The sequence below is a fragment of the Marinobacter sp. AL4B genome, from assembly GCF_019916045.1.
Classification (GTDB): domain Bacteria; phylum Pseudomonadota; class Gammaproteobacteria; order Pseudomonadales; family Oleiphilaceae; genus Marinobacter.
In genome coordinates, this window is the sequence record NZ_JAILWZ010000013.1 from 837,767 (window position 1) to 861,991 (window position 24,225).

22 protein-coding genes are annotated in these 24,225 nt (G+C 53.9%); 3 read left to right on the top strand and 19 right to left on the bottom strand.

The annotated features are described in order from the left end of the window. Both K5L82_RS14200 and K5L82_RS14205 read left to right on the top strand, forming a co-directional pair. Complete coding sequence (locus K5L82_RS14200) at positions 1-924, top strand: metal ABC transporter substrate-binding protein (RefSeq protein WP_262492662.1); 924 nt, start codon at positions 1-3, stop codon at positions 922-924. Continuing rightward, a complete protein-coding gene (locus tag K5L82_RS14205; RefSeq protein ID WP_223134593.1) occupies positions 911-1,672 on the top strand; it encodes a metal ABC transporter permease in 762 nt (253 codons plus the stop codon). Before K5L82_RS14200 ends, K5L82_RS14205 begins: the two co-directional genes overlap by 14 nt. On the opposite strand, the gene K5L82_RS14210 is transcribed toward K5L82_RS14205, so the two are convergent. Then, positions 1,649-2,980, bottom strand: coding sequence for a peptidoglycan DD-metalloendopeptidase family protein (locus K5L82_RS14210; RefSeq protein WP_262492663.1), 1,332 nt, complete (start codon positions 2,978-2,980; stop codon positions 1,649-1,651). The two genes, K5L82_RS14205 and K5L82_RS14210, sit on opposite strands and share 24 nt — an antisense overlap. Positions 2,981-3,331: 351 nt before the next feature. On the opposite strand from K5L82_RS14210, the gene K5L82_RS14215 reads away from it, so the two are divergent. Beyond that, complete coding sequence (locus tag K5L82_RS14215) at positions 3,332-3,967, top strand: DUF1826 domain-containing protein (RefSeq protein WP_223134594.1); 636 nt, start codon at positions 3,332-3,334, stop codon at positions 3,965-3,967. A 10-nt stretch (positions 3,968-3,977) separates the two neighbouring features. Here the strand turns inward: K5L82_RS14215 and glmS are convergent, their stop codons facing one another. The 18 genes from glmS to K5L82_RS14305 all read right to left on the bottom strand — a co-directional run bounded on the left by glmS (position 3,978) and on the right by K5L82_RS14305 (position 24,149). Continuing rightward, positions 3,978-5,810, bottom strand: coding sequence for a glutamine--fructose-6-phosphate transaminase (isomerizing) (gene glmS / locus K5L82_RS14220; RefSeq protein ID WP_223134595.1), 1,833 nt, complete (start codon positions 5,808-5,810; stop codon positions 3,978-3,980). A 29-nt stretch (positions 5,811-5,839) separates the two neighbouring features. Next, positions 5,840-7,204, bottom strand: coding sequence for a bifunctional UDP-N-acetylglucosamine diphosphorylase/glucosamine-1-phosphate N-acetyltransferase GlmU (gene glmU, locus K5L82_RS14225; protein ID WP_133006981.1), 1,365 nt, complete (start codon positions 7,202-7,204; stop codon positions 5,840-5,842). Positions 7,205-7,354: 150 nt separating this feature from the next. Next, entirely contained in the window at positions 7,355-7,777 is a 423-nt protein-coding gene (locus tag K5L82_RS14230) for a F0F1 ATP synthase subunit epsilon (protein ID WP_133006980.1), read from the bottom strand. Between the two features lie 37 nt (positions 7,778-7,814). Then, positions 7,815-9,209 (bottom strand): F0F1 ATP synthase subunit beta, encoded by a 1,395-nt coding sequence (atpD, locus tag K5L82_RS14235; RefSeq protein WP_133006979.1) that lies wholly within the window; start codon positions 9,207-9,209, stop codon positions 7,815-7,817. Between the two features lie 54 nt (positions 9,210-9,263). Next, positions 9,264-10,124: a F0F1 ATP synthase subunit gamma gene (gene atpG / locus K5L82_RS14240; protein ID WP_133006978.1), complete on the bottom strand. Its 861-nt coding sequence runs from the start codon at positions 10,122-10,124 to the stop codon at positions 9,264-9,266. A 70-nt stretch (positions 10,125-10,194) separates the two neighbouring features. Then, positions 10,195-11,739, bottom strand: coding sequence for a F0F1 ATP synthase subunit alpha (gene atpA, locus K5L82_RS14245; protein WP_133006977.1), 1,545 nt, complete (start codon positions 11,737-11,739; stop codon positions 10,195-10,197). Positions 11,740-11,767: 28 nt separating this feature from the next. After that, the gene (locus K5L82_RS14250) at positions 11,768-12,304 is read right to left on the bottom strand and encodes a F0F1 ATP synthase subunit delta (protein ID WP_133006976.1); all 537 of its coding nucleotides are present in this window, start codon (positions 12,302-12,304) and stop codon (positions 11,768-11,770) included. A gap of 12 nt (positions 12,305-12,316) precedes the next feature. Further along, positions 12,317-12,787, bottom strand: a complete 471-nt coding sequence (locus tag K5L82_RS14255) for a F0F1 ATP synthase subunit B (RefSeq protein ID WP_114335134.1) — start codon at positions 12,785-12,787, stop codon at positions 12,317-12,319. 88 nt (positions 12,788-12,875) lie between these two features. After that, on the bottom strand, positions 12,876-13,103 hold the full coding sequence (gene atpE, locus K5L82_RS14260; protein WP_014423137.1) for a F0F1 ATP synthase subunit C: 228 nt from the start codon (positions 13,101-13,103) through the stop codon (positions 12,876-12,878). A 54-nt stretch (positions 13,104-13,157) separates the two neighbouring features. Further along, positions 13,158-14,012, bottom strand: coding sequence for a F0F1 ATP synthase subunit A (gene atpB / locus K5L82_RS14265; protein WP_223134596.1), 855 nt, complete (start codon positions 14,010-14,012; stop codon positions 13,158-13,160). 15 nt (positions 14,013-14,027) lie between these two features. Further along, a complete protein-coding gene (locus tag K5L82_RS14270) occupies positions 14,028-14,360 on the bottom strand; it encodes an ATP synthase subunit I (RefSeq protein WP_262492664.1) in 333 nt (110 codons plus the stop codon). Positions 14,361-14,635: 275 nt separating this feature from the next. Continuing rightward, a complete protein-coding gene (locus K5L82_RS14275; RefSeq protein WP_133006973.1) occupies positions 14,636-15,517 on the bottom strand; it encodes a ParB/RepB/Spo0J family partition protein in 882 nt (293 codons plus the stop codon). A 60-nt stretch (positions 15,518-15,577) separates the two neighbouring features. Then, entirely contained in the window at positions 15,578-16,372 is a 795-nt protein-coding gene (locus K5L82_RS14280) for a ParA family protein (protein ID WP_223134597.1), read from the bottom strand. A gap of 23 nt (positions 16,373-16,395) precedes the next feature. After that, positions 16,396-17,040: a 16S rRNA (guanine(527)-N(7))-methyltransferase RsmG gene (gene rsmG, locus K5L82_RS14285; RefSeq protein ID WP_223134598.1), complete on the bottom strand. Its 645-nt coding sequence runs from the start codon at positions 17,038-17,040 to the stop codon at positions 16,396-16,398. Between the two features lie 9 nt (positions 17,041-17,049). Further along, complete coding sequence (gene mnmG / locus K5L82_RS14290; protein WP_133006970.1) at positions 17,050-18,936, bottom strand: tRNA uridine-5-carboxymethylaminomethyl(34) synthesis enzyme MnmG; 1,887 nt, start codon at positions 18,934-18,936, stop codon at positions 17,050-17,052. A 393-nt stretch (positions 18,937-19,329) separates the two neighbouring features. Then, positions 19,330-22,446, bottom strand: coding sequence for an efflux RND transporter permease subunit (locus K5L82_RS14295; protein ID WP_223134599.1), 3,117 nt, complete (start codon positions 22,444-22,446; stop codon positions 19,330-19,332). Positions 22,447-22,449: 3 nt separating this feature from the next. Further along, positions 22,450-23,541 carry an efflux RND transporter periplasmic adaptor subunit gene (locus K5L82_RS14300; RefSeq protein WP_223134600.1) on the bottom strand — a complete coding sequence of 364 codons (1,092 nt, stop codon included), beginning with the start codon at positions 23,539-23,541 and terminating at the stop codon, positions 22,450-22,452. A gap of 23 nt (positions 23,542-23,564) precedes the next feature. Continuing rightward, positions 23,565-24,149, bottom strand: a complete 585-nt coding sequence (locus K5L82_RS14305) for a DUF3833 domain-containing protein (RefSeq protein ID WP_223134601.1) — start codon at positions 24,147-24,149, stop codon at positions 23,565-23,567. Positions 24,150-24,225 lie beyond the last annotated feature (76 nt).

Below are 24,225 nucleotides of genomic sequence, written 5' to 3' on the forward strand. Positions count from 1 at the left end.
ATGCGCCACTCACGATCCCTCATTCTGTGTGTTCTGATCGGGCTGGTTTCTTTGCCAGCCCGGGCAGATTTCCATGTATTTGCCTGTGAGCCCGAGTGGGCAACCCTGACCCGAGCATTGATGCCAGACGCTCACGTCACAACGGCGACTAGTTATCTGCAGGATCCCCATTACATTGAAGCGAGACCAAGCCTGATCGCCGCCATGGGCCGGGCGGATATTGCCATCTGCACGGGGGCATCTTTGGAAGCTGGCTGGTTGCCGACACTGCTTCAGCGGGCCGGCAACGCACAGGTTCAGCCGGGCCGGACCGGTCTGTTTTTTGCCGCCGCTCATGCCCGATTGCATGCGCCTCATGATCACGTAGACCGCAGCATGGGGGACGTACACCCGGAAGGAAATCCCCATGTGCATCTATCGCCGGATCAGCTACCCAAGATTGCCGAAGCATTGGCCCAGCGCCTCGGCGAACTCAGGCCTGAACACTCGGCCGATATTTTTGCTCGTTACATAACGTGGCGCGTGAACTGGAACAGCCACCGGGAACAATGGCGCGAAAGTGCGAAAGCCTTGGAAGGGCACTCCGTTGTCGTGCAGCACACCGGCTTCAGCTACCTGTTGAACTGGCTGGGTGTGGGCTCCACCGTGGATTTAGAACCGAAACCGGGGTTGCCACCGAGCGCCAGTCATCTGAGTCAGTTGCTGACCGATCCGGGGCTGGACAAGGCATCGGCGATCCTGATTGCCAGCCACCAGGACCGAAAGCCCGCTGAATGGCTGGTGAAACAAACGAATAAGCCGATTCTCGTGTTACCGGGAACGGTGACCGACAATTCACCAAACGACAATCTGGCCGGGTTGATTTCTACCATTGTGGGCCGCCTCGAAGCGAGCATCACCGAGGTGTCAGATGGGAGCCTTTGAGTGGCTGCTTCTGCCGGTATTGGGTAGCGCCCTGCTTTGCCTGCTGTTGGTGCCGCTGGGGTATCAGGTAATTGCCCGGGGCGTGATCTTTGCCGATCTCGCGATTGCCCAATGGGCGGCACTGGGCACCCTCGCGGGGTTGTACTTCATGCCGCACTACACAATTGCCGGGGCGCCAGTGAGCAGTTTGCTGTTCGCCCTGCTCGCAGCCATGACGGTTCACCTGATCTTCAGGCGGCTCGGCGAAGCCAAAGAGGCCTGGATTGGCCTGCTGTATGTGGTAGGTGCCAGTCTGGCGATACTGCTGGTAAGTGACGACCCCCATGGCGCTCAGGCTTTGCAACGTGCGGCCGCTGGCGATCTGCTATGGGCGAATTGGGAGCTGGTCATGGCAACAGCGATACTGGCCGCACTTGTCTGGTTGCTCGGCTGGAAGTTATCTGGATGGCTTTCCAGCGCAGCGTTCATGCCGGTGTTTGCGATCGCAGTGACCTACTCGGTGTCGTTGGCGGGCATCTATGTTGTGTTCGCAACACTGATTGTCACCCCGCTGATCGTGGGATCCATCCTAGGCAAATCGCCAATAGCCGCTGCTCTCTGTGCGATCACCGGACATCTGGTCGCCATCGTTGGTTCCGTGATGTTCGATGTACCGGTCGGGCCCGCCATCGTTATAGCAACACTGTTTACTGCGCTGCTTTGGCTTGGCGTTCGATCATTGTGTTCAGAAAATGGTCATCACTTGTGATTCAGCAGTGACAAACTCCGATCGACTGATTGCGTGCGCCATAACAGACATCTGTTCTCTTAGATTTTCTTCGAAGCGTGCGGCAGCCGTCTCGGGTATGGCCGCGGCAGTCGGAATATCGGCGGTCAAAGGATCAACCGGGCGACCATTGATGTGCAATTCAAAATGTAGGTGAGGACCAGTGCTGCGACCGGTATTGCCAGAGAGCGCGACCTTTTGGCCACGCTCCACATGAGCGCCTTTGCGCACCAGTATTTTTTGAAGGTGGAGGTAGCGCGTGGTGTGGGAGCCGCCATGATCAATATCGATATATTTGCCCGCATAACGGTGGTTACCCACCCGCCTGACAATACCGTCTCCTGTGCTGAAAATTGACGTTCCTATTGGGGTGGCAAGATCCACGCCGTTATGTGGTGACCGCCGCCCTGTTATCGGGTGCAATCGGTTCCGGTTAAAAACAGAACTCACCCGATAGGGCTTGTCAGTAGGCCATCGAAGAAAGGCTGGCGTCACGCTTTCACCGCTTTCATCGTAGTAATTGCCGTCATCGAAACGGAAAGCATTGTAGGTTTTTTTGCCACGAGTGAAGGATACGGCTCCAAGCCGCGTATTTCCCGTTGTTTGCTCGCCCAACATCTCGTGATCAACAATCACGGCATAGGCATCCCCGGCGCGGAGATCTCTACGAAAGTTCAACTGATTTCCCAATAATTGATCGATTAATAGAACCTGGGAACGGGTCAGTCCAGAACGAAGGGCTGAATTATAAAAGCTGCCCTTAACCGATCCCCGGAGCACTTCAGAGACCCAGTGGGTATCTGCCTCGAATGTCTGGTGGACGAATGATCCATCCGATTGTTTGCTGTAAACCACCTTCCGGGCAACATCCAGATGGAGTGTCAGTGCCGAAAAATCACCCTCATGATCGAAGGTCAACGATAGCTTGGTTCCCGGCGTCAAGGTCTCGAGCGACAAGTATTCGGCGTCTGCCTCCATAATTCTGTACAAGTCTTTCACAGACGCGCCACTGGCTTGGAAAATACTGCTCAGGGTGTCACCGGACTGCACCCGACGTTCAAACGTTTCGTGGGCGGGGTGATCTGCGGATGGTTTGACCGGCTCGGCTAACAGTTCGGCGTTATCCAATTTCTCCGAAAGATCATGTTCTTCAATGTCGTGGAAGAACACGCTCCCCTGCGTCAACGCACGGGAAGTTTCCATCGGTAGCAAACTGGCAACAAGAAGAATCACACCTGAAATCGCAAGGAAATATTTACGGATTGGTGTGAACATTGGGGATTTGTTCATTGTCGCAACGACTCCCGATTATTCGTGAACACGTCTCTCATTATTGAGCCTCGGACCCATCTGCCGAAAGACCGGTTTGGTGAGTCATAAAGCGATCGACGGAATGTCGGCTTGCCAACTCCATTGGGACCAATAATGGTGATGATCTCGCACGGATCAACCCAGACATTCACGTTTTCGACTCTTCACCGGCGTGATTAAGCGTGAGGTTCCTAAATCTTATATTATGTTATAACATAACATTTATCGATTCATCTATAACGCCACTTGACCTCCAAAAATAGTCTCGAGTAACCGATGGAAACGGATCGATGAATAAAGAGTGCAACACTCGACAGGAGAATGCTTGTTATGTCCGGAGAGATAAAGGGAGCCGTCATACCGGTGGCTGTCCACGGCGATAAACCGGAGAGCCTGACAGCGATATTTCAGGAAAACGTCAATTTAGCCATCTGGCAACGAACACTGCCTAAACAGGTAACCAAATTCGCCACGCAGTTTGCACTGGAGGCTCGCCGATTTGAGCGTTTCTTGGGCCTGGATGCGAAAGATCAGCTCGACCAGATTTTGCCCGGATGGGCTCTTGAGCTGCCTGGGGCAAGCGCTTGGCTAGACGACGTACAAGAACTTATCGAAATGTACCGCTGCCTGTTTGAACCCGCGGCCGTTGGCGTTCGTTTGCATGTGTTACCGAACACCATGTGTCCGCGTTTTCATACCGACCGGGTACCGACCCGTTTATTGGTTACGTATAGCGGCCGAGGCACTGAATGGTTGCCGGAAAGGATCATCAACAGGAGAAATGAACCGGGGCCATTGCCGGATCAAGAGGTTAGTGACCGAGACATTCAAGTGATGCCCACTGGTGCGGTGTGTCTGCTCAAAGGAGAAGCTTGGGTGGGTAACGAAGGTCGTGGTGTGGTTCACCGTTCTCCGGCACCCAGTAACCAGCCCCGGTTGGTCTTGGGGCTGGACTGGTTGTCATAGCCGGGGCTGGTTATTCGACCGTCACGCTCTTAGCCAGGTTACGAGGCTGATCTACGTCGGTGCCTTTCAGTACCGCGACATGGTAAGACAGCAGCTGCAGGGGCACGGTGTAAACGATTGGTGCGGTGATTTCGTGTACCGAAGGTAACTGCATCACGTGAATACCGGGTTCGGCTTTCACGCCGGCTTCTCTATCGGCAAACACGAACAGCTCGCCACCGCGGGCCCGTACTTCTTCGAGGTTGGATTTGAGCTTCTCAACCAAGTCGTTGTTCGGGGCAACCGTCACCACCGGCATCTCACTATCCACCAGAGCCAAAGGCCCATGCTTCAATTCACCGGCAGGGTAGGCCTCTGCGTGAATGTAGGAGATTTCTTTCAGTTTCAGCGCACCTTCCATCGCCACGGGATACTGTGAGCCGCGGCCCAGGAACAAACTGTGGTTCTTGTCCATGAAGGCTTTGGACATGCTCTCGATTTCACCATCCAGCGCAAGCACATCGCTGACTTGACCTGGCACCAGGTGCAAAGCTTCAACGATTTCGGCTTCTTTCTCCTCGCTCAGGCCATTGTGACGGGCCAAGGCAACCGAGAACAACAACAAAGCCACCAGCTGAGTGGTGAAGGCTTTGGTGGAGGCCACGCCAATTTCCGGGCCGGCCTGAGTCATGATCACTAGGTCGGATTCCCGCACCAGGGAGCTGCCCGGCACGTTACAAATTGCCAGTGCGGCACGGAAGCCGGCTTTTTTAGCCTGACGCAGCGCCGCAAGGGTGTCAGCCGTTTCGCCCGACTGCGAAATGCACAGGAACAGGGTGTCCTGCTGAATCACGTGCTTGCGATAGCGGAACTCGGAGGCTACCTCAACCGAACACGGCACACCGGCCAGTTCTTCGATCCAATAACGGGCAACCATACCCGCGTGGTAAGACGTGCCACAGGCAATGATCTGAACGTGGCGAACGTTCTCTAACAGTTTCGCGGCGTCGGTGCCTAGGGCCTGTTCCAGAACTCGGCTGTCGGTGATGCGACCCGTCATGGTCGCTTTGACCACTTTCGGCTGCTCATAGATTTCTTTGAGCATGTAGTGGCGGTATTCGCCTTTATCGGCCGAATCCGATGCATGCTCGAAACGGGTGATTTTACGTTCAACCACATTACCGTCGCGGTCTTCGATAGCGATCTTGTCTTTGCGGATGTCGGCGATGTCGCCTTCTTCCATGAACATGAAACGGTCGGTCACCGGCAGCAGCGCCAATTGGTCAGAAGCAATAAAGTTTTCGCCAATGCCAACACCAATAACCAGCGGGCTGCCTTCACGAGACACCACCATGTGGTCTGGCTCGTCGGCGTGGACAACCGCCAAAGCATAAGCGCCGCGAAGGCGGGTCATCGCCGTTTTAACTGCTTTGTACAGGTTGTTGTCGGCTTGGTAATGCTTGTTGATCAGGTGCGCAACCACTTCGGTATCGGTCTGGGAGGTGAACTCGTAGCCTTCGGCTTTGAGCTCGTCGCGCAGTTCCTGATAGTTTTCGATGATGCCGTTATGCACGATGGCCAGACGGTCACCGGACATGTGCGGGTGGGCATTCAACTGTGACGGTTCACCGTGGGTCGCCCAACGGGTGTGGGCGATGCCCATGTGGCCCGCAACAGGGTTGGCTTCAATCGCGTCAGCCAGTGCAGCGACCTTACCGACTTCCCGGGCGCGCTGTATCTGGGCCTCGGCACCCACAACGGCCATACCGGCGGAGTCGTAACCACGATACTCAAGTCGGCGCAGGCCCTCCAGCAGAATCCCCTGGACATCCCGTTCAGATACCGCTCCTACAATCCCACACATGCTGCTATCACCTGTTCGTTAATCGGTCTTTACGCTTTTTTAGGCCGTTCCCAGCCTGAAATATTCCGCTGCTTACCCCGAGCGACCGCCAAGTCGTGCTCGGCGACATCGCGGGTAATCGTGGAGCCCGCGCCAATGGTTGCGCCTTCGTCGACTTTCACGGGCGCCACCAAAGAAGTATTAGAGCCCACAAAAACACCGTCACCCAGTTCGGTGCGGAATTTGTTAACGCCATCATAGTTGCAAGTAATGGTGCCTGCACCCACATTCACATTACGGCCAAGAGAGGCATCGCCTACGTAACTGAGGTGGTTGATCTTACTGCCCTCACCGACGATGGCTTTCTTAGTTTCCACGAAATTGCCTACTTTGGTATTGGCCGATAACTCGGTACCGGGGCGCAACCGTGCAAAGGGTCCGATTTGAGCATTTGCGCCAACAACCGCGCCTTCAATTACACTGTGGGCTTTGATCTCGGCACCATCGGCGATGGTGGCATCTTTAATGACACAGCCAGGGCCAATGCTAACGTTGCTGCCAAGGCTAACCTTGCCTTCAAACACCACGTTGACGTCAATCCACAGGTCGTTGCCAATAGTGAGCTCGCCGCGCACATCAATGCGGGCGGGGTCTGCCAGCGTGGCGCCTTCGGTCATCAATCGTTCTGCTTGCTGCTGCTGATACCACCGCTCCAGTTCCGCCAGTTGCAGGCGGTTATTCACGCCCTGCACTTCGAATGCTGTCTGTGGCTGGGATACCGCTACACTCAAACCGTGCTCGACCGACATCGCAATGATGTCCGTCAGGTAGTATTCACCCTGAGCGTTGCTATTCGAGAGCGTGGGTAACCAGCTCTTAAGGTGCCTGGCAGACACGGCCAGAATGCCCGTGTTTACTTCTTTGATCGCCTGCTGTTCTGCGGAGGCGTCTTTCTGCTCAACGATGGCCTGCACCAGACCTTCCGCACTACGCACTATCCGACCGTAACCCTGTGGGTTGTCCAGATCGACCGTGAGTAATGCCAGGCGCTCGTCGTTGAGCTCTTCCACCATGCCTTGCAAGGTGTCTTTGCGGGTTAGCGGTACGTCGCCGTATAACACCAGCACTCGTGCGTCGTCTGGTAAGTCTGGCAACGCTTGGGCAACCGCGTGCCCAGTCCCCAATTGCTCGGTTTGCAGCACCCAGTTTACGCTGTCGTCCTGCAGGGAAGCCCGCACCTGATCTGCACCATGACCGATCACCGTGTGTATTTTTTCTGCGCCCAGCTGTTTTGCGGTTTCAACAACATGGTGCAGCATGGCTTTGCCGGCTACCGGGTGTAACACCTTCGGCAGTGCGGATTTCATCCTTGAACCCTGACCGGCGGCCAGAATAACAACGTGTAGCGGACTCATGGGGCGATCAACTCCAAATTCGTTGGTCATCTCATAGTAAAAAACCGCATCCCGATGAGGGGCCGCTGGTTTCCTTTCGGAACACCAACGCCCACCACCTGCGGATGCGGTTCACTGTCAGGCCTGTCCGGGCACTGACGCAAGTACTGCTTATCGCAGGTTCTTGCGCAGTTTCTGGATAGTGCGCAGCTGAGCGGCGGCTTCTGCCAACTCTGCTGCGGCCCGGGAGTATTCAAACTCACCTGATTTGTTTGACAGTGCCTTCTCAGCTTCCTTCTGGGCTTCCAGAGCTGCAGCTTCGTCTACATCTTTTGCACGAACTGCAGAGTCAGCCATCAGAGTCACGAGGTTCGGCTGTACTTCGATGTATCCACCGGATACGTACAGAATTTCCTCAGCGCCACCCTGCTTGATGATCCGCACTGCGCCCGGCTTGAGCGCAGACAATAGCGGAGCATGGCCAAACTGAATACCAAGCTCACCCTCGGTGCCGGTGGCGATCAACATCTCCACCAGACCAGAGTAAATTTTCTCTTCGGCACTTACGACGTCACAATGTACGGTCATAGCCATTTCTTACGCCTCTTGCGTCTGAAAGTGAAGAAAGGTGTTACTTACCTTCCTTCGCCTTCATTGCCTTAGCTTTCTCAATTGCTTCTTCGATGCCGCCGCACATATAGAACGCCTGCTCTGGCATGTCATCGTAGTCGCCGTTAAGAATTCCTTCGAAGCTGGCGATGGTCTCTTTCAGAGACACGTACTTACCGGGGGAACCGGTGAATACTTCAGCAACGTGGAAAGGCTGAGACAGGAAACGCTCGATCTTACGTGCGCGGGATACGATCAGCTTGTCGTCTTCTGACAGCTCGTCCATACCCAAAATGGCGATGATGTCTTTCAGTTCTTTGTAACGCTGAAGAACGTTCTGAACACCACGAGCAACGTTGTAGTGCTGCTCACCAATCACCAGCGGATCCAGCTGACGGGAAGTGGAGTCAAGCGGGTCGATCGCAGGGTAGATACCCTTGGACGCGATGTCACGGCTCAGTACCACAGTCGCGTCAAGGTGCGAGAAGGTGGTGGCTGGGGATGGGTCAGTCAAGTCATCCGCAGGTACGTATACCGCTTGGATAGACGTGATAGAACCGTCTTTAGTGGAGGTAATACGCTCCTGAAGCTCACCCATTTCCTGGGCCAGAGTCGGCTGGTAACCTACCGCTGAAGGCATACGGCCCAACAGTGCAGATACCTCAGTACCGGCCAAGGTGTAACGGTAGATGTTGTCTACGAACAACAGTACGTCACGGCCTTCGTCACGGAACTTCTCAGCCATAGTCAGGCCGGTCAGTGCAACACGCAGACGGTTTCCTGGGGGCTCGTTCATCTGGCCGTAGACCATCGCTACTTTATCAAGAACGTTAGAGTCCTTCATTTCGTAGTAGAAGTCGTTACCTTCACGAGTCCGCTCACCAACACCCGCGAATACGGAGAGACCGGAGTGCTCTTTCGCGATGTTGTTGATCAGTTCCATCATGTTAACGGTCTTACCAACACCGGCACCACCGAACAGACCAACTTTACCACCCTTGGCGAACGGGCAGATCAGGTCGATAACCTTGATGCCTGTTTCCAGCAGGTCGGCAGAGGCTGACTGGTCAGCATAACCCGGTGCTTTACGGTGAATGCCCCAACGCTCTTCTTCACCGATTGGGCCAGCCTCGTCGATAGGACGACCCAGAACATCCATAATCCGGCCCAGTGTTTTTGTACCAACGGGTACAGAAATCGGCTTGCCGGTATTTTCTGCTTTCAGGCCACGCTTGAGGCCTTCGGTGCTGCCCATGGCGATGGTACGTACAATGCCGTCACCCAGCTGCTGCTGGACTTCCAGAGTTGTTTCGCCACCTTCAAGCAGCAGTGCGTCGTAAACGCCTGGCACGGAGTCACGTGGGAATTCCACGTCGATAACCGCGCCAATGATCTGAACGATGTGTCCGCTACTCATGCTCGGTTCCTCGTTATCTAGTAGTCAATAAAACCAGTAGGTTAGTGAGCGCGATCAAACAGATGCTGCGCCGCTCACGATCTCCGAAATCTCTTGTGTGATCGCTGCCTGACGGGCCTTGTTATAGGCCAACTGGAGCTCATCAATGATGCCACCAGCGTTGTCAGTTGCGCTCTTCATAGCGATCATCCGGGCGGCCTGTTCACAGGCCAGATTTTCTACCACACCCTGATACACCTGGGATTCGATATAACGTGGCATCAACCCGTCAAGAATCGGACGTGAGTCCGGCTCGTAGATGTAATCCCACTGGCGACCGATGTCGTCATCTGAACCTTCCGGCAGAGGCAAGAGCTGCTCTGACTTCGGGCTTTGCGTCATGGTGTTCACGAACTCGTTGCTGATCAGGAACAGGCGGTCAATCTTGCCTTCCTCGAACGCAGTCAGCATCACCTTAACACTGCCAATCAGCTGTTCCGCACTTGGGCTGTCACCCATGTGGGTTAGAGCTGCCACCACATTTCCGCCGTAGCTGCGGAAAAAGGAAGCGGCTTTCGCGCCGATGGCACAGATATCGGTCTCAATACCTTTTTCTTTCCATTCACGCATTTCGCGCACGAGCAGTTTGAACGCGTTTGTGTTCAAACCACCACACAGGCCACGGTCTGAGGAAACTACAATGTAGCCTACCCGTTTGACCTCACGCTCCTGCATGAACGGATGACGGTAATCTTTATTGGACTTGGCAATATGTCCGATTACCTGACGCATCTTTTCCGCATACGGGCGAGTCGCCTGCATACGTTCCTGAGCTTTACGCATCTTACTCGCCGCCACCATTTCCATGGCGGAAGTGATCTTCTGCGTGCTCTTGATGCTTCCGATCTGGTTACGTATTTCTTTTCCGACGGCCATAAGTCACTGCCTTTTCAAGTTAGACACTCAAAGGGACCAGCAGGCCCGCTTATCCGCGGGCCCAATGGATTTACCAGCTCTGAGTGGTCTTGAATTTTTCCAGAGCAGCTTTCAGGCCGGCAGCGATGTCGTCGTTGAACTTACCTTCAGGACCGATTTGGTCGAGCAGTTCTTTCTGCTCGGCACGCATCCAGTCGAGAAGTTGTGCTTCAAAGTTCACAACCTTGTCTACGTCAACATCGTCAAGGAAGCCTTCGTTCGCTGCGAACAGCACAGTACCCATTTCAGCCACAGTCATCGGGCTGTACTGGTTCTGCTTCATCAGCTCGGTTACGCGCTGACCATGCTCAAGCTGCTTACGGGTCGCTTCATCAAGATCAGAAGCAAACTGGGCGAATGCCGCAAGTTCGCGGTACTGAGCCAGTGCCAGACGGATGCTACCGCCAAGCTTCTTCATGATCTTGGTCTGAGCTGCACCACCTACCCGCGATACCGAAATACCTGCGTTCATAGCAGGACGGATACCGGAGTTAAACAGGTTGGTTTCCAAGAAGATCTGACCGTCGGTGATGGAGATCACGTTGGTCGGAACGAACGCAGAAACGTCACCCGCCTGGGTTTCGATGATCGGCAGAGCGGTCAAAGAACCGGTCTGGCCTTTCACTTCGCCGTTAGTCAGCTTTTCAACTTCTTCAGCGTTGATGCGAGAAGCACGCTCCAACAGACGAGAGTGAAGATAGAAAACGTCACCCGGGTATGCTTCACGTCCTGGCGGACGGCGTAGCAACAGGGAAATCTGACGGTAAGCAACAGCTTGCTTGGACAGATCATCGTATACGATCAGAGCGTCTTCACCGCGGTCACGGAAGAATTCACCCATAGAGGTACCGGAGTACGGAGCCAGGAACTGCATCGCTGCAGGATCGGCGGCGCCAGCGGCAACGATGATGGTGTGGTCCATGGCGCCGTGCTCTTCGAGCTTGCGCACAACCGCAGCGATGGATGACTGCTTCTGACCAACCGCAACGTAGATACACTTGATACCAGTGTTCTTCTGGTTGATGATCGCGTCGATCGCAACAGCGGTCTTACCAATCTGACGGTCACCGATGATCAGCTCACGCTGGCCACGGCCGATTGGAACCATGGTGTCGATCGCTTTCAGACCAGTCTGAACCGGCTCGTCAACAGACTGACGAGCGATTACGCCCGGTGCAACCTTCTCTACCGGAGCGGTCTGAGTGTTACCCAGCTCGCCCTTTCCGTCGATCGGGTTACCCAGACCGTCTACTACACGGCCCAGCAGTTCGTTACCAACTGGTACTTCCAGGATACGACCAGTACAACGAACTTTCTGACCTTCGGCCAGATCTTCGTAGTCGCCCAGAACAACCGCACCAACAGAATCACGCTCAAGGTTCAGCGCCATACCGTAAGTGCCGTTGGCAAATTCAATCATCTCGCCGTACATAACGTCGGCCAGACCGTGAATCAGTACGATACCGTCAGAAACGGAAAGAATCGTACCTTCGTTCTTTGCTTCGGAAGAGATGTCGAGTTTCTCGATTCTCTTCTTGATGATGTCACTGATCTCGGATGGATTCAGTTGCTGCATGCCTTTGTCCTCAAACCTTGTGCTGAAATCAGGAGCCCAGAGCCTTGGCCATTCTAGCCAGCTTGCCACGGACTGAAGCGTCGATAACCAGGTCGCCTGTGCGTACTACCACGCCGCCGATCAGAGACTGATCTACTGCGGCCTCAAGCTCAACCTTGCGCTCCAGCTTTCTGGACAATGCGTCAATCAGTTTCTGTTGCTCGTCGCCCGACAACTCGAATGCGGTATCGATTGTCAGCTTAACGGATTGCTCCAAATCTGCACGATACAGAGCGAATAACGCAGAAACTTCTGGCAACAGGGCCAGACGCTTGTTTTCAGCAAGAATCAACAGGAAGTTTCTGAGTGCTTCAGGCAGCGGCTCTTCAAAACAGTCTGCGAAGAGTTCCGCCTTGCGTTGCTCAGACAAGCCAGGATTGGCCAGGATTTTCACTACCTCTTGGTCAGCCGCAACCTGAGCTGCGAAAGCCAGAGCCTGATCCCACTGATCAACGGCGTTCTGGTCCTGCGCGGCTTTAAAAACGGCTTTCGCGTAGGGTCGGGCTAACGTAGTTAGTTCTGCCATGATGACCCTCTATTAGAGTTCTGCGGCCAGCTTTTCCAGCATCTCGCTGTGAGCTTTGCCGTCGACAGAGGTTTCCAGAATCTTCTCGGCACCGGCAACAGCCAAAGCTGCTACTTCGTTTCTCAGTGCGTCGCGAGCCTGAACACGCTCCTGTTGAATTTCTGCCCTTGCCTGTTCAATAAGCTTTTCGCCTTCTTTGCGAGCGTCGTCCTTGGAGGCTTCGACGATCTGGGCGGCACGCTTGTTGGCTTGGTCAATCAGGGCTGCAGCTTCTTCTTTCGCTGTGCGCAGTTCGTTTGCAGCTTTCTCTTGAGCAAGCTCAAGGTCCAGTGATGCACGATCTGCGGCGGAAAGGCCATCTGCAATTTTCTTCTGGCGCGCTTCCATGGCTGCCGTGATCGGCGGCCATACGAACTTGACGCAGAACCAGACGAAAATAGCGAAGGCAATTGATTGCCCTATCAACGTAAGGTTTATATTCACGGCAATATACCTCTTGCTATTCGTTGCGTCCTGGTTTCCGGAAATAGGGCGCGGTGACCTGCACCAACGCCCTCAATTCGCGGGCTTATTAACCAGCAACAACGAAGATCAGGTACATCGCGATACCAACACCGATCATGGGAACGGCGTCAAGCAGACCCGCCATGATGAATGCTTTAGTTTGCAGCTGGTTAGCCATTTCTGGCTGACGAGCAGTAGATTCAAGCAGTTTGCCGCCCAGCAGACCGAAACCGATACCGGCGCCCAAAGCACCCAGACCGATGATCAACGCAGCTGCGATAAATACCATTTCCATTGAGAACTCCTCAGTTTTTTCAGATAGTTAAGGGTTTGTGTATTTAAGGGTAAATCAGTGATCTTCGTGCGCTGCACTGAGATAAACCACAGTCAGCACGGTAAAAATAAAGGCCTGAAGCGGGATAACCAGAATGTGGAAAATAGCCCAAGGTACGTTCAACGTCCACTGAGCCCACAACGGCAACAAGGCAATCAGGATAAACACAACTTCACCGGCGTACATGTTACCGAACAAACGCAGCGCCAGACTGATTGGCTTGATGATCAAAGCCAAAATCTCGAGCATTAGGTTAACCGGTATCATGGACCAATGATTGAACGGGTTAAAGGCCAGTTCCTTACTGAAACCACTCACACCTTTTACCTTGAAGCTGTAGTACAAGATAAGCAGGAACACGCCAAACGACATGCCAAAGGTGGCGTTTGGATCGGTGGTCGGTACAATTTTGAAGTATTCCAGCCCCATGGCGTGCGCCAAAGACGGGATGAAATCCACAGGAATGAGCTTCAAGACGTTCATCAGGAAAATCCAGACGAAAATCGTTAACGCCAACGGCGCAATCAGAGGGTTTTTGCCGTGGAATACGTCACGAACAAGCCCTTGGATAAACTCGAAACTCACCTCTACCAGGTTTTGCAGACCGCTCGGCACACCTTCGGTTACCCGAGAAGCGGCAAAACGGAACAAACCCAAAAATAGAAGGCCCATTGCGAGGGACCAACCCATGGTATCCACGTGGATTGCCATGAAACCCATGTCGGTAGCTTCCTGGGCGGTGGTTGCAAATGACCAGCTGGTCTCTTGCACGACACTGCCATCAGCCCGCTCATAGCCAGCCGGAAGCTTGCCATAGGTAAGGTTGGTTAGGTGGTGTTTTATATACTCTACTGGGGTATCAGCTGCCATACTGCTCTCGTCCAGTCATCGCTGTGGTTGCGGCCGGATGAGCCAGCGCAATGCCGTACCCAAAACAACCATCACAGCAAAAGTGAATAACAGAGCCGGTACATGTACTGGCTCCATTAAAGTGAAAACGGCCGCAAAAAAAATTGCGGTAAGGGCGAGCTTGATGCTCTCAGCCCTGAACATATTTCCCACCGCCACATCAATTTGGCGGGCGCCCTGATACCGGAAGGTTCGATGGGCAAAGTACGCGTTTGGTATGACAAAAATAAGACCGCCGGTAAACGCGGAATAACTCGCCAAACGACTTTCTGTTAACCAAAACAAACTGAGAATGATCAGCGCGGCCATCTCAATGGTGAGCCACTTTGCCAGCGGCACATACGTGATGGCTTTCCTGTAACGGGTCATATCACCTACTGTCATTCCAAGCGCGCGGAATTATATGTGTTAACCGATAGGTGTTCAACTGAGTTGAACGGAAAATCAGGGTGTTTTTTGATCAATTCGAGCCGTTCAACGTTTCAGTATCACACAAGTTGTGGTCTGCAACCTAATGCACAACCACATCTGGTGTTTATTATCGAAACTAGGCCTTTAGGATGATTTTGCTAAATTTATACGTGTTAGCGAATATGGCCTAAAATCCCGTCGAGTTCATCCAGCGATGTGTACTCAATCACTAGCTTGCCCTTGCCGCGCTTGCCATGAGCAATAGAGACCCGGGCACCCAAACGATCGGACAGATCGTCTTGCAAGGCACGAATATTCGGATCCAGTGCTTTTTTATCAGCGTCTTTCTCGGCAGGGGTTTCCTGCTGTAGCCGGCGAACCAGTGCTTCCGTTTGACGAACTGAGAGGGATTTGGCGACGACTTGCCGGGCCGCCTGCATTTGCTGTTCGGGCGGAAGTGTCAGCATGGCTCGGCCATGGCCCATTTCCAGATCGCCGTGCTCCAACATGGTACGTACGTCTTCGGTTAGCCCGATTAAACGCAAAAGGTTGGTTATGGTTGTGCGGGACTTACCCACAGCCTCGGCCACTTGTGCCTGGGTAAGGCCAAACTCGTCTTGCAACCGCTGAAGGGCAAAGGCTTCTTCAATAGGGTTGAGGTTTTCACGCTGGATGTTTTCAATCAGCGCCATGGCAATGGCGGCTTCATCCGGCACTTCACGAATAATGGCGGGGATGCTGTCGAGCTCGGCCAGCTGAGTGGCACGCCAACGACGTTCACCGGCAATCAGCTCATAGCGACCATCGGCAATGGGGCGAACAACAACAGGCTGCATCACACCCTGTTGGCGAATGGAATCCGCCAATTCTTGCAGTGCAGCAGGATCCATATCGCGACGAGGCTGGTAACGCCCACGTTGAATGAGATCAACAGGAATATCCTGCATCTCGCCGTCGCGCGTTGTGGTTTCGTCGCTCTGATTGAGGTTCACTTTGGAACCCTGCAACAGAGCCCCTAAACCACGTTCGCCCAAGCCTCGCTTCTTCGCCGCCATGGTAGTTGTCATTCTTCCTAGTGAAATAATGGATGCATGGTTGCCTGACGGCGAACTATGTTACACCGCAACGGCGCTGGATGTCTTTTTTGTGCCGTGCCTACGGACCATCTCACCCGCCATAGCCAGGTAGGCAATGGCGCCTTTAGAGGCTTTGTCGTAGTTCAGTGCCGGCATGCCGTAGCTCGGTGCTTCCGCCAAGCGCACATTGCGGGGAATCACCGCCCGATAGACCTTATCGCCGAAATACTCTCGTAACTGACCGGAAACATCGAGTGTCAAACTATTGCGCGGATCGTACATGGTGCGCAGGATGCCTTCCATCTCTAACTGAGGGTTCACCGTTTCCTTGATTTGCTCCACGGTGTTCATCAAAGCCGCCAGTCCTTCCAAGGCATAGTATTCACACTGCATAGGAATTAACACGGAATCGGCAGCAGACAGCGAGTTCACCGTCAACAAGTTCAATGACGGTGGGCAATCAATAAGAATATAGTCGTAATTATCCCGCACTTCACTCAAGGCCAAACGCAGTCGGTGTTCACGGCCAATTTCGTTCATCAGCTCGACTTCAGCGGCTGTCAGGTCACCATTACCCGGCAGCAAATCAAAACCGGCCGGATCAGTTTTTACCAATACTTCGTCTGCCGTTGCGCGCTTTGTCAGCAAATCGTAGCCTGACAGCTCAAGGGTATTTTTATCCACACCACTACCCATGGTGGCGTTGCCCTGTGGATCCATGTCGACCAGCAATACCCGGCGCTTGATGGCAACCAGCGACGCAGCAAGATTGACGCAGGTGGTGGTTTTACCCACACCGCCTTTTTGATTGGTCACTGCAATCACGCGCGTCATGCTTTGCCTCCTGCTGTTGCGGGTTACCGGGGTGATGGGTGCGGGGTGATGATCAACAGATGTCGCTCACCATCTGCACCTGGCACTTTCAGAGAATGGTTGGATTCTACCTGCCAACGGCTTGGAAGGGCAGCTACTTCATCATCCGGATACTGACCTTTCATAGCAAGAAACTCGCCGTCTTGCGACAAAAGTTGCTCACACCAGGTCACCAGATTCTCTAACGCGGTAAACGCCCGGCTACTGATCTGGCAAAACGGCTGCTCGGGTTGGCAATCTTCGGCGCGGCCGTGGATAACGTCCACATTATTTAAACCCAACTCCAGCACGCACTGGTTCAGGAATCGGGTTTTCTTGCCGTTGCTGTCCAAAAGCGTAAAGCGCTTGTCCGGAAACGCTATAGCCAGAGGAATACCGGGCATACCACCACCGGCACCGACGTCGAGCAAATGATCGGTGGTGATCCAAGGCATGATGCTCAAACTGTCCAGTAACTGACGCGACACCATGACCCGTTCATCACGAACCGCGGTCAGGTTGTAGGCCTTGTTCCATTTGTTCAGCAAAGCGAGAAAAGCCAGCAACTGCTGTTGCTGGCCATTGTTGATGGAAAGCTGCATTTCCGCCAGCCCATCTCGGAGCTGGCTTTGCCATTGTGGATAAGTCATAGGTTTGGATCAGGCGCTTTGCTTGCGGAGAAGGTCCCGCTTTTTCAGGTGAACCAGAATCTGGCTAATGGCGGCGGGGGTAACCCCTTGGATACGGGAAGCCTGAGCGACCGTTTCCGGGCGCACTTCCTGCAGTTTTTGCTTAATTTCATTGGATAAACCGCCGATCACCTCATAATCCAAATCCACTGGCAGCCGGGTGTTCTCGTTTTTACGCAAGCGCTCGATCTCATCCGCCTGGCGGGAAATGTAGCCTTCGTATTTAACTTCGATTTCCACCTGCTCGGCCACGACCGGATCTTCCGCACACTCACCGCCAATATCGGCAATGTGCTGGTAAACAATTTCCGGGCGGCGCAGCAATTCGGCCAGAGACTGGTCACGGGTCATCGGTTGCTTGAGGAATCCGTTGGCGCGCTCCCCAGCTTCGGTGTTCGGGTGAATACGAGTTTCTTCCAGGCGCCGACGCTCGCCGATGATGGCTTCACTCTTTTCACAGAACTTCTGCCAGCGCTCGTCATCCACCAGCCCCAGCTTACGACCGGTTTCGGTCAAACGAAGGTCTGCGTTGTCTTCGCGCAGAATCAAACGGTATTCGGCACGGCTGGTGAACATACGGTAAGGCTCACTGGTGCCCATGGTGATCAGATCGTCAACCAATACGCCCAGATACGCTTCGTCCCGGCGCGGATACCACTCCTCTTTATCTTGCGCACGCAGCGCGGCGTTGATACCCGCCAGCAAGCCTTGCGCACCGGCTTCTTCGTAACCGGTGGTGCCGTTGATCTGGCCGGCGAAGTACAGGCCCTGGATAAACTTGGTTTCCAGCGTGTGGCGCAGATCCTGCGGGTTCAGGTAATCGTACTCGATGGCATAACCCGGGCGCAGGATGTGTGCGTTTTCGAAGCCGGGAATGGATTGCACGGCTTTAAGCTGAATATCGAATGGCAAGCTGGTGGAAATGCCGTTCGGATAAAGCTCGTTGGTGGTCAAACCTTCCGGCTCAACAAAGATCTGGTGTGAATCTTTGTCCGCGAAACGATTGACCTTGTCTTCGATCGACGGACAGTAACGGGGCCCAACACCTTCGATGTTGCCGGCGAACATGGGAGAGCGGTCGAAGCCGCTACGGATAATGTCGTGGGTTTCTTCAGTAGTCCGCGTAACGTAGCAGCAAACCTGCTCCGGGTGCTCATCTCTGCTGCCAATGAACGACATAACCGGTGCCGGGGTATCGCCCCACTGCTCCTGCATGACCGAGAAATCCACCGTGCGCGCATCAATACGCGGCGGGGTACCGGTTTTTAAGCGCCCAACGTTAAAAGGCAGTTCCCGCAAGCGCTTGGCCAAGGCATTGGCTGGGGCATCGCCCGCGCGGCCGCCAGCATGGTTCTGCATACCAATGTGGATAACTCCGCCCAGGAAGGTGCCGGTGGTGAGAACCACCGTTTTTGCATTAAAACGGATGCCGGTCTGGGTCACCACACCCACCACCTGATCGTTTTCCACAATCAAATCATCGGCGGCTTGCTGAAACAGTGTGAGATTCGGCTGATTCTCCAAGGTGTGGCGAATCGCCGCTTTATACAGCACCCGATCTGCCTGAGCGCGTGTTGCGCGAACAGCCGGGCCCTTGCGAGCATTCAATACTCTAAACTGGATACCAGACTGGTCGGTGGCTCGAGCCATGGCGCCGCCCAAGGCGTCGATCTCTTTCACCAGATGGCTTTTACCGATACCACCAATGGCGGGGTTACAGGACATTTGCCCCAAGGTTTCAATGTTGTGAGTCAGCAACAGGGTTGCTGAGCCCATGCGCGCGGCCGCTAGAGCAGCTTCAGTACCGGCATGGCCACCACCAATGACTATGACATCGAAACGGGTCGGAAAATCCACACTACACCTCGGGAATCGGGGGATAAAATCAGGTGCGGGAGTATACCGCTTCGTCGACGAGATTGCAGTCAGAATGTGCAATTTTTAACCAGATTACGTGTAATCACAAACCGCTCAAACGCCACTGACAAGAAACGCAACATAAAGTCAGGTTTAATTTTTGGGGAAGAAACCGAAATCTACGTTTTTTCAGAGACTTGAATACAGCTCTTTATAAGTTCTTAAGGTTTTTATCCACAGAAAAAAGATCTGAAAAACCTGTGAAAAATTAACTTAACTATCTAAAAAATATAACTTTATTGGAAGTAATCCAAAACTCTTCCCAAACTTATCAAACAATTTATCCACAAATTCGGGAAGGCATAATAGGCCATCTGCGATAAATCACGGCGTTCATATCTGGCCGGAATCCTCAACCTTCCCCCCGGACAACCGCTCCAGCTCTTTTTCCACAGCATTGGCGGATTTTGCATATCGGGCCAGCAAGTTATACAACACCGGGATAATAAACAGCGTTAACGTGGTCGCGAAAATCAGCCCACCCAGAATCACCACACCGATCGCAGCACGGCTCTCCGCTCCGGCGCCGGTGGCAATCACTAAGGGCACCGCACCGAAGACTGTGGATATCGTAGTCATCAACACCGGCCGGAAACGAAGAATGGCACCTTCCAGAATGGCATCTCTGACTTCGTACCCCTGGTCCCGGAGCTGGTTGGCAAATTCAACGATGAGTATTCCATTTTTGGCCATCAACCCTAATAGCATGATGATGCCGATCTGGCTGTATATGTTCAGGCTGATGCCCGACCAAGCCAACGCCAGCAAAGCACCCGTGACCGCCAAAGGCACGGACAACATGATAATCAACGGATGAATCCAGCTTTCAAATTGTGCCGCCAATACCAGAAAGACAATCACGAACGCCAAGGCGAAGGTGACTACGATGGCCGATGACGATTCCTCGAACTCCCGGGACAAGCCTCGGTACGACACTCGCGCTTCCGGCGGCAAGTTATCCACAGCCAGATTGTTCAGATAGTCGAGCGCGGTGCCCAGATCATAGCCATCGGCCAGTGACGCACTGATCACCACCGCGGGTAACCGGTCAATGCGCTTGAGATCCGGGTTAGCACCAATTTCATCCACCGATACTAAGGCTTTCAACGGGATCAACTGCCCCCCTGCCCTCGGCCGCATAAATATTTGCTCCAAGTCGTTCGGCGTTGCGCGTTGCGCATCATCAGCCTGAACAATCACATCGTATTCCTGGCCGCGGTCCATGTAGGTCGTAACTTGACGAGAGGCCAGCATGGTTTGCAGCGTCAGGCCAACGTCTTCCACCGTAATGTCGAGATCTGCCGCCCGATCCCGGTCGATGTTGACCCGCAATTCCGGGCGAGTCAGCTCAAAGTCGCTGTCTACGTTCAACAGATTCGGGTTTTCTTTAGCCCGCTCAACGATCTCATCACTCCAGGCTTGTACCGATGCGTAATCCGAGCCTGCTACCACAAATTCCACAGGCTGACTGAAACCGCGCTGACCAAGGCCCGGCGGGTTAATCACATTGATACGAACGCCGGAAATGTCTGCAAGCTTTTCTCGTATTTCAGAGGTTACCGCTTGCTGCTTCACAGTTCTTTCATCCCAGGGAGCCAGCCCCATGATCATGAAGGCACTGTCTTCCTCGTCACGGAAGCCAACGATCGACAATAATCGCTCTGCCGTATCGTCATCCAGGTATTCGAGCAACTCTTGTTCAGCTTGTTGAACAAAATGATCGGTAAACTCCACGGTGGAACCCCGCGGCGCACCCACCGGCATGATGATCACCCCGCGATCTTCCGTCGGTGCCAACTCCTGTGGAAGATTCGGGTAGATCGCCGCAGCCATTACCAGCCCAGCCAGGCCCACCCCCAACAATAAGCCGGATTGGCTCAAGGAAAACCGCAATGCTTTCTCGTAGCCACGGGTCAGGCCATTCAATACTTTTTCACTGAACGCCCACAAACGATGTCCTTCTTCCGTTTCGGGGCTGTGTCTGAGCCATTTGGAACACAACATGGGCGCTAGCGTTAGAGCCACTAGGCTGGAAACAATCACCGCTGCGGCCAGTGTAAAACCGAACTCCGCAAACAGCCGCCCGATGTTGCCGCCCATAAACGAAATCGGCACGAAAACAGCCACCAAGGTCAACGTAGTGGCAATCACCGCAAAGGCAACCTGCTTGGCACCATGATAGGCCGCCAGCAATGGCGGTTCCCCTTCATCAATACGACGCTGAATGTTCTCCAACATCACGATGGCATCATCCACCACCAGGCCAATCGCCAGAATCACCGCCAGCAGGGTCAGCACGTTAATGGAAAAACCTAAAAAGCCTAAACCGATAAAGGATCCTATAACCGCAACCGGTATGGTCACTGCCGGTATAAGAGTGGCGCGCCAAGAACGCAGAAACAGAAAAATTACCAATATGACCAGCGACACAGAGATCGCCAGTGTGATCAGCACTTCTTTGATGGAGGCGCGGATAAAGATAGATTCGTCATAGCTTTCGGCAATCGACACTTCGGGAGGCAAGGTTTCACGTATTGATTCCAGCTCGTTTTTCACGGCGTCGGACACAGCAACGGTATTCGCTTTTGACTGACGAATGATGCCCATACCGATCGCCGTACGCCCGCTGGCCCGAAGCCGGCCAACATCGGATTCCACGCCCATGTGTACGTTGGCTACCTCGCCCAAGCGCAAGAGATCGTTGCCATCCCGGCGCACCACCAGATTACGGAACTCGTCCACTGTGGATAATCGGCCTTCAGCTCGTACCGTGAAATTGCGGGTAGCTGAATCAACCGACCCAGCCGGGAGTTCCACGTTATTGGCACGAAGGGCCTGCTCGACTTCCGCCACAGTAATATTTCGCGCCGCCAGTTTTTCCCGATCCAGCCACACCCGGATGGCGTAGCGGCGCTCGCCCCCGATACGCACATCGGCCACACCGTCCAGTACCGAAAAGCGATCACTCAATACCCGGTCAGCGAAATCACTGAGTTCGGCGGCGTCCCAAACGTCACTGGTCAGAGTTACCCACATCATGGGTCGCGCGTCGGAGTCGGCCTTGCGGACTACGGGGGGATCGGCTTCGTCCGGTAGCCGGTTCAGAATTCGAGACACGGCGTCACGCACATCGTTAGCGGCGATGTCGATATCTCGGGAGGTGTTGAATTCGATGTTGGTACGGGATTCGCCCTGTTCGGTGGACGATTCAATCGATCGAATGCCTTCTATTCCGCTGATGCTGCCTTCAATCACTTGCGTGATTTGGCTATCCACTACCTCTGCCGCGGCGCCGGTGTATTCGGTAGATACCGACACTACGGGCGGGTCAATATCCGGGTATTCCCGCACCGGCAAACCAAACAGCGCCGAGAGACCAAAAACAACAATTAACAGGCTAAGAACCGTGGCAAAAACCGGGCGCTTAATTGAAATGTCGGAGAGCACCATAAATCAGGACTCCCGAACCGATTCGAACCGGTTTTCGGGAATCGAACGATCAGACTCAAGCACACGAATGCGGTTCCCTGAGCTCAGCCGGTCTTGCCCGGTGACCACAACAGAGTCTTCGAGACTCAATCCTTCTTTGATTTCCACCCACCCCGGCATGCGATTGCCAATCCGGACGAGCACCCGGCGGGCAAGGCCGTCCTCTGCCAGGAACACGTACTTCTCATCACCACGCACCATCACTGCCTGTTCCGGGACCACCAGTGCTTCTCGTTGCTGCAGGGTCAGTGAGGCCGACATAAACTGCCCCGGCCGCAGTTGTCCATGGGAGTTGTCAATCACTGCGCGCACCGCCAAGGTTCGGCTTAATTCACTGATGCGGGTGGCAAGTTCCACCAACTGGCCTTCAAATAATTGGTCGGGAAAGGCCGGCGACACCGCTGAGACCGGCTGGCCAATCTTTACCTGGCCAACAAATCGCTCCGGTACTGAAAAGTTCAACTCAAGCTGGCCGCTGGAATCCAGCGTGGTAATGCTGGTTCCGGCTTGCAAAAAGGCGCCGGGGCTAATGTCTGAAAGCCCAATCACGCCAGCAAACGGTGCTTCGATGCGGTGGTTTTCCAAACGAACTTTGGCGGCTTCCAGCTCAGCCACCGCAACAGCGACCGAGGTTTGCAGCTCATCAACTTGGGACTGGGACACACTGTTGTTGGCCCGCAAACTTCGAGACCTGTCGTACTGGCGCCGGGCATCGGAAAGCCGCGCCTTCAATACCGCCAAATCGGCACGGGCCTGTCGGTCGTCCAAGCGAAGCAGAACATCCCCTTGTTGAACCGGCTGGCCAGGTTTTAGATTCAGCTCCACCACCCGACCGCTGGCTTCCGTCATCAATTCAACAGAATCAACCGGCCGCAGGTTAGCGACCGCAGAAATCTCATCGCTAATCTGGCGCAAATGTGGCTGGCCTACATTGACTGTCGTCGGCTTGGCTTGTTGACTTTGCTCTTCCGAAACCGGTTGCTGGTTCAGATATACACCTGCTCCCACCAGCACTATGACGATGACCGCCAGACCAACCAACCACTGCTTCCACATGAATGTCGACAACCTGTCCGTTATTAATTTTGCGAGTAGGAGCCCGCCCCTTTTTTCTGGATAACCAGCACCACTTCTCCCACCTTAATCCCCCACTTCGTCATCGTGGTCTGATTAATCAGGGTATCCGGCGTAATCAAATACATCCAATCGTCCATGCGCACATCAATCGTGCCATCCCCGTAGGCGACTCTGAGCAGATAGTTCATATGCAATGCGTTACCTTGCCAACGCATGTTGCCAGGCTTCACGACATCTCCAGCGTCCGCATTGTAACTGTTGCCGTCCGGCGTTAGAGTCCAAACCCGTGTCTGAATTTCACCATCATTGAAACGAAATACCTCGTCCAACGTGCCCGTACCATCGACATCCCAGCTCGCGACAATGTCGGCATCGAAAGTACGAATCACCTCACCCGAAAAGTTCTTGACCACTCCTCGGGCTGAAAGTTCGCCATTAAAAAACACCTGCGGTACCAGGACAGGTCCGGCGTCCTGATGGTTATCCAAAGATGGTCCAGCACAGCCCCCGAGCACCACTACCATCAACAGTATAAGACCTGACAAGCTCAATCTACGGGCCTTTCGAGAAACCCAATGACTTTGCATGATATTTACACTCCCGCACTTAATAAATGATGGACGACTCAATGATTTACGTGCGCAGAGGCCTTCTCGATCATCC

Coding starts and splice junctions, on each gene's coding strand:
- K5L82_RS14305 (WP_223134601.1), bottom strand. CDS start 24,149: ATGCAAAGTCATTGGGTTTCTCGAAAGGCCCGTAGATTGAGCTTGTCA.
- atpA (WP_133006977.1), bottom strand. CDS start 11,739: ATGCAGCAACTGAATCCATCCGAGATCAGTGACATCATCAAGAAGAGA.
- rsmG (WP_223134598.1), bottom strand. CDS start 17,040: ATGACTTATCCACAATGGCAAAGCCAGCTCCGAGATGGGCTGGCGGAA.
- atpB (WP_223134596.1), bottom strand. CDS start 14,012: ATGGCAGCTGATACCCCAGTAGAGTATATAAAACACCACCTAACCAAC.
- atpG (WP_133006978.1), bottom strand. CDS start 10,124: ATGGCCGTCGGAAAAGAAATACGTAACCAGATCGGAAGCATCAAGAGC.
- glmU (WP_133006981.1), bottom strand. CDS start 7,204: ATGAGTCCGCTACACGTTGTTATTCTGGCCGCCGGTCAGGGTTCAAGG.
- K5L82_RS14275 (WP_133006973.1), bottom strand. CDS start 15,517: ATGGCGGCGAAGAAGCGAGGCTTGGGCGAACGTGGTTTAGGGGCTCTG.
- K5L82_RS14250 (WP_133006976.1), bottom strand. CDS start 12,304: ATGGCAGAACTAACTACGTTAGCCCGACCCTACGCGAAAGCCGTTTTT.
- K5L82_RS14200 (WP_262492662.1), top strand. CDS start 1: ATGCGCCACTCACGATCCCTCATTCTGTGTGTTCTGATCGGGCTGGTT.
- K5L82_RS14300 (WP_223134600.1), bottom strand. CDS start 23,541: ATGTGGAAGCAGTGGTTGGTTGGTCTGGCGGTCATCGTCATAGTGCTG.
- atpD (WP_133006979.1), bottom strand. CDS start 9,209: ATGAGTAGCGGACACATCGTTCAGATCATTGGCGCGGTTATCGACGTG.
- K5L82_RS14280 (WP_223134597.1), bottom strand. CDS start 16,372: ATGACGCGCGTGATTGCAGTGACCAATCAAAAAGGCGGTGTGGGTAAA.
- K5L82_RS14295 (WP_223134599.1), bottom strand. CDS start 22,446: ATGGTGCTCTCCGACATTTCAATTAAGCGCCCGGTTTTTGCCACGGTT.
- glmS (WP_223134595.1), bottom strand. CDS start 5,810: ATGTGTGGGATTGTAGGAGCGGTATCTGAACGGGATGTCCAGGGGATT.
- K5L82_RS14270 (WP_262492664.1), bottom strand. CDS start 14,360: ATGGCCGCGCTGATCATTCTCAGTTTGTTTTGGTTAACAGAAAGTCGT.
- K5L82_RS14205 (WP_223134593.1), top strand. CDS start 911: ATGGGAGCCTTTGAGTGGCTGCTTCTGCCGGTATTGGGTAGCGCCCTG.
- K5L82_RS14215 (WP_223134594.1), top strand. CDS start 3,332: ATGTCCGGAGAGATAAAGGGAGCCGTCATACCGGTGGCTGTCCACGGC.
- K5L82_RS14230 (WP_133006980.1), bottom strand. CDS start 7,777: ATGGCTATGACCGTACATTGTGACGTCGTAAGTGCCGAAGAGAAAATT.
- atpE (WP_014423137.1), bottom strand. CDS start 13,103: ATGGAAATGGTATTTATCGCAGCTGCGTTGATCATCGGTCTGGGTGCT.
- K5L82_RS14210 (WP_262492663.1), bottom strand. CDS start 2,980: ATGAACAAATCCCCAATGTTCACACCAATCCGTAAATATTTCCTTGCG.